Consider the following 11929-nt stretch of genomic DNA (forward strand, 5'->3'; position numbering starts at 1 on the left):
AACGCCACATTGGGGCGCTTGAGCCTCGGCGGTTGTCCGGAGGCCTAGCGGGACCGCCATTCCCGGACGAGTTCCGCGGCCCGGGCACGCAGCAGTTCCGCCGCGTGGGCCCGCGCGTGGTCGAGCGAGGGCGCGTGGTCGATCAACGCGCTGCTGCCCACCACGCCGAGCCGGGCCAGCCCGGCTTCGTCGAGCTGGATCCGGCCCGCCAACACCATCAGCGGTACCCCCCGCGGCCGCGCCCGGTCGGCGATCCCGGCCGGGGCCTTGCCGTTGAGACTCTGCTCGTCCAGTGAACCTTCGCCGGTGATGACCAGATCGGCACCTTCGAGCGCCGCGTCGACCCCGGTCAGCCCGGCGATGAGGTCGAAGCCCGATTCCACCGTCGCGCCGAGGGCGATCGCGCCGGCCGCGACCCCGCCGCCGGCTCCGGCGCCGGGCACCTGGCTGACGTCCGGCGCGCCGCCCACCTGCAACGCGTGCGCCCACCGGCCCAAAGCTTCGTCGAGCAACGCCACCTCGGAAGGCCCCGCGCCCTTCTGCGGCCCGAACACCGCCGCCGCGCCGGACGGGCCTAGCAGCGGGTTCGTGACGTCGGTCGCGACGGCGACGCGCACGCCGTCCAGTCGTTCCCGCGCCGGCGTCAGCTCGGTCGAAGCGACTCGCGTGAGTGTGCCGCCGCCGAGCCCGACCGGCGCGCCGAACGCGTCCAGGACGCCCGCGCCGAGCGCGCCCAGCATCCCGGCGCCACCATCGGTGCTGGCGGTGCCGCCGACCGTCAGGACAAGTCGTTTCGCGCCGTGCATCACCGCGTCCATGAGCAGCTCGCCGACACCCCACGTGTGCGCGGCCAGCGCCGTCGCGGGGCTCGGCTCGACGAATTCGATGCCGCACGCGCGCGCCGATTCGATGTACGCGGTGCCGTCGAGCACGGCGTACCGCGCTTTGACCGCTTCCTCGAGCGGGCCGCGGACCGTCAGCCGGACGATCCGCGCGCCCGCGGCTTCCAGCACGTCCAAGGTGCCTTCGCCGCCGTCGGCGACCGGGCAGGAGACGATTTCGGCCTCCGGCAAGGCGTCTCGCACGCCGAGCGCGATCGCCTCCGCGGCCTCGACCGCGGTGAGGCTGCCCTTGAACTTGTCGGGCGCGATGACGACACGGGTCACGGCTTCACCTCCGTCAGCGGGGGACGCCCGGCGAGCACCGCCGCGACGTTGCGGGCGGCCAGCACGGCCATCGCGGTGCGGGTCTCGACCGTCGCGGACCCGAGGTGCGGGCTGAGCACGACGTCGTCGCGGCCGAGCAGGCGCGGTTCCACCTCGGGTTCCTTTTCGAACACGTCGAGTGCGGCGCCGGCGATCTCCCCGGCTTCGAGCGCGTCGGCCAGCGCGGCTTCGTCGACGACCGGGCCGCGGGTCGTGTTCACCAGGTAGGCGCCGGGTTTCATGGCGCGCAACGCGGCGGCGTCGACGAGGTGCCGCGTCTCGGGTGTTAGCGGGCAGTGCAGCGAAACGACATCGGCCCGCGCCAGCAGCTCCTCGAACGAAACGAATTCGGCGTCGGTGTCCTGTTTCGACCGTCCTGTGTAGACGATCGACATGCCGAACGCTTCGGCCCGTTTCGCCATCGCCCGGCCGATCTGCCCGAACCCGACGATGCCGAGCGTCTTGCCCTGCAGCCCGGAACCGAGCAGGAAGCCCAGGTGGAACGACCACGGCGTGCGGGAGCGCAGCAGCCGTTCCCCTTCGCCGATCCGCCGCGTGACGGCGAGGAGCAGGCCGAAGGCGAGGTCGGCGGTGGCGTCGGTGAGCACGCCCGGCGTGTTCGTGATGACGATCCCGCGTCCGGCCAGCGCCGTGACGTCGACGTTGTCGTACCCGACCGCGACGTTCGCGACGACCTTGAGGCCAGGGCCCGCGGCGTCGGCCAGCGCGCCGTCGAGCCGGTCGTGCAGCATGCCGACCACGGCGTCCGCGCCGGCCACGAACTCGTGCAGCTCGTCCGTCGTCAACGGACGGTCGGCGGGCGACACCGCCACCTCACCCGCTTCGGCGAGGAGCTTCACCGCGTCGTCGGGAATCCAGCGGGTCACCGCGATCTTGGGCACCCCGACAGCCTAGGCGACGGGAGACCTTCACCCCACCCTCGTCAGCCGCACCACCGTGCTCGCGTACCCGCTGCCCGGGAAGTCCACGGCGAGGCCGTGGCTCATCAGCACCGCGCCGTCGTGCACGACGCCGTCCTGGTCGCGGTACCGCCCGGCCGGTGCCAGGCCCCGCAGGCGCGGCGGCGTGAACGGGCGCGCGAACTCCGTGGGCCGCCGCCAGAAGAAGACGACGGCTTCGCCGTCCAGCACGTACTGCACCGCGGTCAGCGCCGAGACCGCGGGATCCGCCAGCCGGTACAGCGCGCCGTGCTGCACCACGGGCCGGATCTCCTTGTACAGCGCCACGAGCGCCGCCGCCTCCGCGAGTTCCCCGGCGCTCCAGCGCGGCAGGTCGCCGCCCAGGCCGAGCACCCCGGCCATCGCCACGTGGAAGCGGAAGCTCAGCGGCGCCTCCCGATGCGTGGCCGGGTTCGGGCTGTCGGTCACCCACGCCGACATCGTGCCCGCCGGGTAGATCTGGCCGTAGCCGTGCTGGATGGAGATCCGGTCGGCGGCGTCGGTGTTGTCGGACGCCCAGATTTCGTCGGTGCGCGCGAGGATGCCGAGGTCGGTGCGCCCGCCACCGCCCGCGCAGCCCTGGATGCGCAGGTTCGGGTGGTCGGCGCGGAGCCGGTCCAGGATCCGGTACACCGCGCGCACGTGGCCGACCCACACCCGGCCCGCGTCCTCGCCCGGCCAGCCCGCTTCGGTGAACGCCCGGTTCATGTCCCACTTGAGGTAGTCGACGCCGTGGTCGCCGACCAGCCGGTCGAGCCACTTGTGCGCCCAGTCCGCGACGTCGGGCCGCGCGAAGTTCAGCACGAGCTGGTTGCGCAGCGTCGTCCGCTCGCGGTTCGCCATGTGCAGCACCCAGTCGGGGTGCGCGCGGTAGAGGTCGCTGTCCGGGTTGACCATCTCGGGTTCGACCCACAGCCCGAACTGCATGCCGTGCGCGTGGACGGCGTCGGCCAGCGGCCGCAGCCCGGCCGGGAAGCGCTGTTCGTTGGGGGTCCAGTCGCCGAGCCCGGCGGCGTCGCCGGTGCGGGCGCCGAACCAGCCGTCGTCCATGACGAACAGCTCGGCGCCCAGTTCCGCCGCCGCGGCGGCCAGTTGCGTCTCGGTCCGCTCGTCGACGTCCCAGCCGGTCGCTTCCCAGGAGTTGTAGACGATCGGCCGCAGTTCCCCGGGATGCGGCTGGACGAACTCCCGGACGTAGGCGTGCCAGCGCCGGCTGGTGCCACCGAAGCCGTCGGCCGCGTAGAGGCCGGCGAACACCGGCGTCTCCCACGTTTCCCCGGGCCGCAGCCGCCAGCCGACGTGCTCGTGCCCGAACCCGCCGGTCCACGTGACGCGGCCGGTGTGGGTGCGCTCGACGGTGATCCGCCAGCTGCCGCTCCACGCCAGCGCGGTGGACCACACCTCGCCCGCGGTCTCCGTCGCGTCGCCCGCGTCGAGCATCACCCAGGGGTTGACCTGGTGGCTGGACGTGCCGCGACGGCTGGTGAGCGTGGTCTCGCCGACCGGGAGCGGTTCGCGCAGCACGCCGTACTCGGCACTCCACGCGCCGGACGTCCGGCTCAGCCGCGCGCCGTCGCGCCGGGGGAGCGTCCAGGCCGCCGAATCCGTGCGGAGCAGGGAAATCGGCACTTCGCCGGTGTTGTGCAGGGTCGTCCAGCGTTCGACGACGTCCCCGCGGACGCGGTAGTGCAGCGAGAGTTCGAGGGGGTAGTGGCGGTCGGTGAGCCGGACGACGAGCGCGTCGTCTTCGAGCGCGAAGCCGTCGTAGTGCCACTCCAGCGCCGACGTCCCGTCCTCGTAGCGCACGGCCAGCGCCGCGACGCCGAAGAACGCGCCGCCCTCGGCCGGCAGCTCCTGCCGGTCGTCGCCGGGTTCGTCGAAGCTGCTGTCGGCCGGGTTGCGGCGCGCGGCGACCTGCGTGGCCTGGGAGAGCGTCAGCGGCGGGCCCCAGTGCACGTGCCGCGGCCGGTCGGCGGAGTCCAGCCGGAAGGCGTACGAGCTCTCAGGGGTGCGCAGCAGCCAGAGCCGGTGTGCGGGGTCGTGATCCACGAGCGACATGCCCGTGAGCGTAGAGACCGGCGGCCGAAAAATAAATTCTTGACGAAGTTAATTAATAGCTCCTAACCTTCCGGCCATGCCTCGCAGTGCACCGGCAAGGGCGCCGATCACCAGTCCCGCGGCAGCGACCGTGTTCACCACGGTCCTCACCGAAGGGCCGGTCTCCCGGGTCGACGTCGCCCGCCGCACCGGGCTCTCCTCGGCCGCGGTCACCAAGGCCGCCAGGCCGTTCATCGAAGCCGGCTACCTCGAAGAACTCGCTTCCGGCGGCCGGACCGCGCCCGGCGCCGGCCGCCCCGCGAACCCCCTGGCCATCCGGCCGGACCGGGAGTACTTCGTCGGCGTCAAGATCACCGGGGACGACCTGATCGGCGTCGTCACCGACCTGCGTGCCGACGTCCGGGTCAGCGCCCACCACGCGCTGGCCGGCCATGACGTCGATCACGTCGTGCGGGCGCTGGCCGACCTCGTCGGCGAGCTGCTCGCCGGCGCCGGCAACCTCCGCGAGCGCGCCTACTGCCTCGGTGTCGCGGTGTCAGGAGACGTCGACCGCGCGTCCGGCGTCGTCCGGTACTCGCCGTTCCTCGGCTGGCGGGACGTCCCCCTGGCTGCACTCCTGGAAGACGCCACCGGGCTCACGGTGACTTTGGAAAACGACGTCAAGGCCCTCGCCGTCGCCGAGCAGTGGTTCGGCGAAGGGGTCGGCGCGTCGTCGTTCGCACTGGTCACGGTGGGCACGGGCATCGGCAGCGCGCTCGTGGTCAACGGCGGTCTGGTCCGCGGCGCCCACGGCGTCGCGGGCGAAATCGGGCACGTCCCGGTCGCCGACGGCGGCCCGTCCTGCCACTGCGGTGGGCGGGGCTGTGTCGAGGCGATCGCGTCCACCGAAGCGATCCTGACGCGCGCCCGGCAGGTCACCGGCGAACCCGCGCTGTCGATGGACGACGCCGTGACGCGCGCCCGTGGCGGCGACCAACCACTGCGGGAGGTCTTCGCCGCCGCGGGCCACGCGATCGGCCTCGGGCTGGCCGCGCTGGTCAACCTGTTCGGCCCGGAACGGGTGGTGGTCTCGGGTGAGGGCGTCGCCACCTACGACCTGTTCGAGGAGCAGATCCGCCGGACCTTCGCGGTCCAGGTGTTCGGCAGCGCCGCCCGCTGCCGCCTGGTCATCCGGCCGCTCCCGTTCGAGGAGTGGGCCCGTGGTGCCGCCGCCGTCGCCGTCCAGAGCCTGTTCGTGTCCGACAGCGATTAAGGAGAAGTCCCGTGAACCCCATGAATCGTCGAAGCTTCCTGGTCGGTTCCGTCCTCTTCGCCGGGGGAGCGGCCCTCGCGGGCTGCACCTCGGACCCGTTGAACAAGAACGCCTCTTCGGGGGCGAAGGTCACGCTGCAGCAGTGGTACCACGCGTACGGCGAATCCGGGACGCAGCAAGCCGTCCAGCGGTACGCGCAGGAGTTCACCAAGGCCAACCCGGACATCGCGATCAACGTCAGCTGGATCGCCGGCGACTACGAGACCAAGCTCAACTCGGCGATGCTCACCGCGCAGGCGCCGGACCTGTTCGAGATCGGCGACTTCCGCTACCAGAACGTCAAGAACGGCCTGCTCGCGCCGCTCGACGACGTCGTCGGCCCGGTCAAGGGCGACTTCAGCCAGGCCGCGCTGGACACCGCGACCGTCGACGGCAAGGTCTACGGCGTCAAGATGATCGACGACGTCATGATGCTGTACTACCGCAAGAGCGCGCTGCAGGCCGCGGGCGTCCAGCCGCCGCGGACGTTCGCCGAGCTGCTCGAAGCCACGCGAAAACTGAACAACGGCAAGCAGAAGGGCCTGTACGTCGGCACCGACGGCGTCGGCGAAGCGGCGACGCTCCTGCTCTGGTCGTCCGGCGGCGACTTCTTCGACAGCAGCGGCAAGAAGGTCGCCTTCGCTGCGCCCGAGGCGATCGCCGCGATCGGCGGGCTCAAGCAGCTGCACGACACCGGCGGCCTGCTCCAGGGCTATCCGACCGACTGGTCCGACCCCGGCGCCTTCGCCAACGGCGCGACGGCGATGCAGTGGGGTGGGCTGTGGTCGCTGCCGGACATCAAGAAGGCACTCGGCGACGACTTCGGCGTGGTCCCGTGGCCGAAGTTCGGTGACGCGGGCAAGCAGGTCGCCCGCGTCGGCGGCTGGTACCAGCTGGCCAACGCGAACAGCGCCCACTTGGACGCCGCGAAGAAGTTCGTCGACTGGCTGTGGATCAAGAACGGCGACCTGCAGAAGGACTGGTGCGTCAAGTACGGCTTCCACATCCCGGCGCGCAAGGAGATCGCGGCGCGGACGACCGAGTTCTCCGGCGGCCCCGCGAAGGACGCCGTGACGATCTCGCAGCAGAACGGCAAGTCCTATTCGGGGCTGTGGAACAAGGCATCAGCGACGCTGTTCCTGCAGGCCGCGACGAAGATCGCGAACGGGCAGGCCGACCCGGCCGCCGAACTCGCCGACGCGGCGAAGAAGGCGCAGGCCGAAGTCGACAAGCAGCTGTCCTGATGACGGCCGTGCTGGAGACCCCGACCGTGTCGGTGGCGGCGAAGAAGCGTCGACGGCGTCGCGATTGGCGCGCGATCGGGGCGTTCGCGGTGCTGACCGGGCCCGTGGTCGTCGGGCTGGGCCTGTTCAAGTACGTCGCCATCGGCTGGAGCTTCCTGCTCAGCTTCAACGACGCCCGCGGCACCCTCTCGCTCGGGCACTGGATCGGCTTCGACAACTACGCGTTCCTGCTCGGCGACGACGCCTTCCGGACCTCGCTGACGACGATCGCGGTGTTCACGGTGTTCATCGTGCCGATCACGTTCGTCGCGTCGCTCGGTCTCGCGGTCCTGGTCGGCAGCATCCGCCGCGGCAAGGCGTTCTTCCGGACGGTGTTCCTCATCCCGGCCGCGGTGTCGTACGTCGTCGCGGCGCTGGTGTGGAAGATGGCGCTGTTCAACGGCCTGCCGTCGGGTGTCGCGAACGTCGTCGGCGGGCTGTTCGGCGCCGACCCGGTGCCGTGGCTGTCGACGACGAGCCCGCCGGTGTACTGGGTCGCGGTGGTGACGCTGCGGCTGTGGCTGCAGGTCGGGCTGTACATGATCCTCTTCCTGGCCGGGTTGCAGGCGATCTCGCCGTCGCTGTACGAGGCGGGCGAACTCGACGGCACGAGCAAGTGGCAGGCCTTCCGCCACATCACGTTGCCGCAGCTGCGGAACACCTCCGTGGCCGTGCTGCTGCTGATCCTGATCGCCGCGTTCCAGGCCTTCGACGAGTTCTACAACCTGTTCGGCACCGGGCTTTCGGGCACGGCGACCGCGCCGGTGAAGCCGCCGCTGGTCTACCTCTACGACTCCGCGCTCGGCGACCAGAACTACGGCGTCGGCTCGGCGGGCGCGTTCCTGCTGACCGTGATCATCGTCGTGATCACCCTGCTGCAGGGCCGGTTCGTGGGCTTCGGGAAGAAGGACTGATGGCCGTCGTCCCCCTGCCGCGGCGGGCTCCGAAGTACGTCCTGGCGTCGGTGCTGTCGGTGATCTTCCTGCTGCCCTTCTACATCATGGTGCGCAACGCGCTGATGACCCGGCAGCAGGTCGGCTCGCCGGACTGGTCGTGGCTGCCGGACCCGGTGTCGTGGGTCGGCTTCGGCGACCTGTTCGCCGACGCGTCGGTGCCGATGGCGCACTCGTTGTGGAACTCGTTCCTGGTCGCGGTCGGCACCGCGCCGGTCGGCACGCTCTTCGGGTCGATGGCCGGGTACGCGCTGGCCCGGATCGCCGTCCCGGGCCGCCGCGCGGTGTTCACCTATGTGCTGGTCACGCTGATGATCCCGCAGTCGGTGACGTTCGTGCCGACGTTCGTCGTCGTCGGCTCGTTGGGCGGCGTCGACACGGAATGGGGCATCATCGCGCCCAACCTGTTCAGCGCGTTCACCGTGATCCTCTTCCGCAACTTCTACCTGCGGTTCCCGGCCGAGATCGAGGAGGCGGGGCGGCTCGACGGGCTCGGCTACCTCGGCGTCTACCGGCGCCTGGTCCTGCCGAACTCCGGGAGCATGCTGGCCTCCCTCGGTGCCCTGATGTTCATCGAAAGCTGGAACGCGTTCCTGTGGCCGCTGGTGATCGGGCAGGACCCGTCGTCGTGGACCGCGCAGGTCGCGCTCTCGACGTTCCTCACCGCGCAGTCGGTCAACCTGCCGGCGCTGTTCGCGGGCGCCCTGGTCACCATCGCGCCGCTGGTCGCGATGTTCCTGGTCGCCCAGCGGTTCGTCGTCCGCGGGATCGCGGCGAGCGGGCTCGAGGAGTAAGGGGTCGTAGAGTCGCCGCATGACGCGCTTCGAGGTCACCACCGGGATCGCGGCGCTTCCGCGGCGGGTCTTCGACCTCTCCCTGGAGGTCGAGGTGCACACCGCTTCGATGGCCGGCTCCGGTGAGCGCGTCATCGGCGGCGTCACCTCCGGGCGAATGCGGCTCGGCGACACCGTCACCTGGGAAGCGAAGCACTTCGGGGTGCGCTGGCGGATGACCTCCCGCATCAGCGCCTGCGACCCGCCCGGCTACTTCGTCGACGAGCAGGTCGCGGGTCCGTTCGCACGCTGGCACCACGCCCATCACTTCGAGCCGGACGGCGACGGCGGCACCGTCATGCGTGATGTCATCGACTTCGCCGCTCCGTTCGGTCCGTTCGGGAGGATCGCCGAGCGGACCGTGCTCGGCTGGTACATGCCCCGGCTCATCCGGCTCCGCAACGAGCACCTCCGGAGAGCCGCGGAGGCGGCCGGCTGATCGTTCCCCCGAAGGGACTTTCCGCGCGAACGGCGGGAAAAGTCCCCGTTTTCCTGCGCGGGCCATCCATTGGGTGGAAGACGGCTGGCCGCGGCACCGGCGACGATGCTATGTTCGTTTTCAGAACGAGTGTGCATGATGCGAACAATCGGAGGGCGTGATGGCGGAGCTGCTGTCGCTGGAGCAGGCCGTGGCCCGGCTGGTGCGCGACGGTGACACCGTCGCGCTCGAGGGCTTCACGCACCTCATCCCGGTCGCGGCCGGGCAGGAGATCATCCGGCAACGCCGCCGGGATCTCACGCTCGTGCGGATGACCCCGGACATCGTCTACGACCAGCTGATCGGCGCGGGCTGCGCGCGCAAGCTGATCTTTTCGTGGGGCGGCAACCCCGGCGTCGGGTCGTTGCACCGCTTCCGCGACGCGGTCCAGCACGACTGGCCGGTGCCGCTGGAGATCGAGGAACACAGCCACGCGGGCATGGCCAACCGGTACGTCGCCGGCGCGTCCGGCCTGCCCTTCGCGGTGCTGCGTGGCTACACGGGCACCGACCTGCCGGCGCAGACGGACACGATCAAGCCGATCACGTGCCCGTTCACCGGCGAACGCCTGACCGCGGTGCCGGCGCTGAACCCGGACGTCACGATCGTCCACGCGCAGCGCGCCGACCGGAGCGGCAACGTCCAGATGTGGGGGATCACCGGCGTCCAGAAGGAAGCAGTCCTGGCCGCGAAACGGTCTCTGGTGACGGTCGAAGAAGTCGTCGACGAGCTGGAGCCGCGCCCGGGTGCGGTCGTGCTCCCGGCGTGGGTCGTCACGGCGGTGGCCGAGGTCCCGGGCGGCGCGAAGCCGTCGTACGCGGCCGGTTACTACGAGCGTGACAACGCGGCTTACCAGGCGTGGGACGAGGTGGGCCGTGACCGTGAGGAGTTCACGAAGTGGCTGAACGACCTGACCGGGGTGAAGGCATGAGCGCCGAGTACACCGCCGACGAGATGATGAGCGTCGCGGCGGCCCGCGCGCTCGGGGACGGCATGTCCTGTTTCGTCGGCATCGGGCTGCCGAGCAAGGCGGCCAACCTCGCGCGCCGCGCGCACGCCCCGAACCTCACGCTGATCTACGAATCCGGCTGCCTGGGCGCGAAGCCGTCGCGGCTGCCGCTGTCGATCGGGGACGGCGAACTGGCCGACACCGCGGACGCCGTGGTCAGCGTGCCGGAGGTGTTCAACTACTGGCTCCAGCCCGGCCGCATCGACGTCGGCTTCCTCGGTGCCGCCCAGCTGGACAAGTTCGGCAACATCAACACCACGGTGATCGGGTCGGACTACCGTGACCCGAAGGTCCGCCTGCCCGGCGCGGGCGGGGCCCCGGAGATCGCGGCTTCCTGCGGTGAGGTGTTCCTCGTGCTGCGCCAGAGCCCCCGGGCGTTCGTCGAGAAGGTGGACTTCGTGACGTCGTTCGGCCACGGCACCGGCCGTGGCGACCGCGAGAAGCTCGGGCTCCCGGGCCGGGGCCCGACACTGGTCGTCACCGACCTGGGCCTGCTGCGGCCCGATCCGGAGACCGCCGAACTGACGCTCACCGAGCTGCACCCGGGCGTGGAGCTGGACCGGGCGATCAAGGCGACGGGGTGGAAACTGAAGGTGTCGGACGACCTGAAGACCACCCCGGCCCCCACGGAGCAGGAACTGACCCTCCTCCGCGACCTCGAGAAGGCGAGCGCATGACCGACGTCTACGTCCTCGACGCGATCCGCACCCCGTTCGGCCGCTACGGTGGCGCGCTGGCCGGCGTCCGCCCGGACGACCTCGCCGCCGGGGTCCTCAAGGCCCTGCGGTCCCGCCACGACCTCGATCCGTCCACAGTGGACGAGGTCGTGCTCGGGGACGCGAACGGCGCGGGCGAGGACAACCGCAACGTGGCCCGCATGGCCGCCCTGCTCGCCGGCTGGCCCACGAGCGTCCCCGGCAGCACCGTCAACCGCCTCTGCGGCTCCGGTCTCGACGCGGTGATGCAGGCCAGCCGGGCGATCCAGGTCGGCGACGCGTCGCTGGTCGTCGCCGGCGGCGTCGAGTCGATGACCCGCTCCCCGCTGGTCATGCCGAAGCCGGAGAAGGCGTTCCCCGCCGGCAACCAGACCCTGTACAACACCGCGCTCGGCTGGCGCATGGTGAACCCCGAGATGCCGTCGCAGTGGACGATCTCCCTGGGCGAGTCCACCGAGCAGCTCGCGGAGCGCTACGGCATCGGCCGCGACGAGCAGGACGCCTTCGCGGCGCGCAGCCACGTGAACGCGGCGAAGGCGTGGGACGAGGGCTTCTACGACGACCTGGTGGTGCCGGTCGAGGGCGTGGACCTGGCCCGTGACGAATGCATCCGGGCCGATTCCAGCCCCGAGAAGCTGGCGAAGCTGAAGCCAGTCTTCCGCAAGGAGAACGGCACCGTCACCGCGGGCAACGCTTCCCCGCTGAACGACGGCGCCTCGGCGCTCCTGCTCGGCGACGAGACGGCCGCGAGCCGGCTGGGCAAAGCCCCGCTCGCCCGGATCGCCGGCCGCGGCGCGGCCGGCGTCGACCCGGACGTCTTCGGCATCGGCCCGGTGCGCGCGGCGGAGATCGCGCTGGAGCGGGCCGGCATCGGCTGGGACGACCTGGCCGCGGTGGAGCTCAACGAAGCCTTCGCGGCGCAGTCGCTGGCCTGCCTGCGCGACTGGAAGAAGCTCGACCCGGAGATCGTGAACACCCACGGCGGCGCGATCGCCATCGGGCACCCGCTCGGCGCGTCCGGCGGCCGGATCCTCGGCACCCTGGCGCACGACCTGCACCGCCGCGGCGGAGGCTGGGGACTCGCCGCCATCTGCATCGGCGTCGGCCAGGGCCTGGCCGTCGTCCTCGAAGGCCGGTAAAGGAG

The 11929-nt window shown here is 71.3% G+C and carries 11 protein-coding genes; 8 read left to right on the plus strand and 3 right to left on the minus strand.

Going from position 1 to position 11929, the window contains the following annotated elements; all coding sequences use genetic code 11:
- Positions 1-44: 44 nt before the first annotated feature.
- From CF165_RS29680 to CF165_RS29690, 3 genes are read right to left on the minus strand one after another with little or no spacing between them, the layout of a single operon-like run.
- Positions 45-1166: a glycerate kinase gene (locus CF165_RS29680; protein WP_093950898.1), complete on the minus strand. Its 1122-nt coding sequence runs from the start codon at positions 1164-1166 to the stop codon at positions 45-47.
- Positions 1163-2107: a 2-hydroxyacid dehydrogenase gene (locus CF165_RS29685; protein WP_093950899.1), complete on the minus strand. Its 945-nt coding sequence runs from the start codon at positions 2105-2107 to the stop codon at positions 1163-1165. The genes CF165_RS29680 and CF165_RS29685 overlap by 4 nt, the downstream gene beginning before the upstream one ends.
- 27 nt (positions 2108-2134) lie before the next feature.
- The gene (locus tag CF165_RS29690; protein ID WP_093950900.1) at positions 2135-4222 is read right to left on the minus strand and encodes an alpha-galactosidase; all 2088 of its coding nucleotides are present in this window, start codon (positions 4220-4222) and stop codon (positions 2135-2137) included.
- 76 nt (positions 4223-4298) lie between these two features.
- Between CF165_RS29690 and CF165_RS29695 the strand changes: the two genes are divergently transcribed.
- The 8 genes from CF165_RS29695 to CF165_RS29730 all read left to right on the plus strand — a co-directional run bounded on the left by CF165_RS29695 (position 4299) and on the right by CF165_RS29730 (position 11924).
- Positions 4299-5474 (plus strand): ROK family protein, encoded by a 1176-nt coding sequence (locus CF165_RS29695; protein WP_240521852.1) that lies wholly within the window; start codon positions 4299-4301, stop codon positions 5472-5474.
- 20 nt (positions 5475-5494) lie between these two features.
- Positions 5495-6757 carry an ABC transporter substrate-binding protein gene (locus tag CF165_RS29700; RefSeq protein WP_093950902.1) on the plus strand — a complete coding sequence of 421 codons (1263 nt, stop codon included), beginning with the start codon at positions 5495-5497 and terminating at the stop codon, positions 6755-6757.
- Positions 6757-7710, plus strand: coding sequence for a carbohydrate ABC transporter permease (locus CF165_RS29705; RefSeq protein ID WP_093950903.1), 954 nt, complete (start codon positions 6757-6759; stop codon positions 7708-7710). The genes CF165_RS29700 and CF165_RS29705 overlap by 1 nt, the downstream gene beginning before the upstream one ends.
- Positions 7710-8543 (plus strand): carbohydrate ABC transporter permease, encoded by an 834-nt coding sequence (locus CF165_RS29710; protein ID WP_093950904.1) that lies wholly within the window; start codon positions 7710-7712, stop codon positions 8541-8543. The genes CF165_RS29705 and CF165_RS29710 overlap by 1 nt, the downstream gene beginning before the upstream one ends.
- A 19-nt stretch (positions 8544-8562) precedes the next feature.
- Positions 8563-9021 (plus strand): SRPBCC family protein, encoded by a 459-nt coding sequence (locus tag CF165_RS29715; RefSeq protein WP_093950905.1) that lies wholly within the window; start codon positions 8563-8565, stop codon positions 9019-9021.
- A 160-nt stretch (positions 9022-9181) separates the two neighbouring features.
- On the plus strand, positions 9182-9991 hold the full coding sequence (locus CF165_RS29720) for a CoA transferase subunit A (RefSeq protein WP_093950906.1): 810 nt from the start codon (positions 9182-9184) through the stop codon (positions 9989-9991).
- Positions 9988-10746: a CoA-transferase subunit beta gene (locus CF165_RS29725; RefSeq protein WP_093950907.1), complete on the plus strand. Its 759-nt coding sequence runs from the start codon at positions 9988-9990 to the stop codon at positions 10744-10746. The genes CF165_RS29720 and CF165_RS29725 overlap by 4 nt, the downstream gene beginning before the upstream one ends.
- A complete protein-coding gene (locus tag CF165_RS29730; RefSeq protein ID WP_093950908.1) occupies positions 10743-11924 on the plus strand; it encodes a thiolase family protein in 1182 nt (393 codons plus the stop codon). The genes CF165_RS29725 and CF165_RS29730 overlap by 4 nt, the downstream gene beginning before the upstream one ends.
- Positions 11925-11929 lie beyond the last annotated feature (5 nt).

Origin of the sequence: Amycolatopsis vastitatis, from assembly GCF_002234595.1 — a bacterium.
In the GTDB taxonomy this organism is placed as follows: Bacteria; Actinomycetota; Actinomycetes; order Mycobacteriales; family Pseudonocardiaceae; genus Amycolatopsis; species Amycolatopsis vastitatis.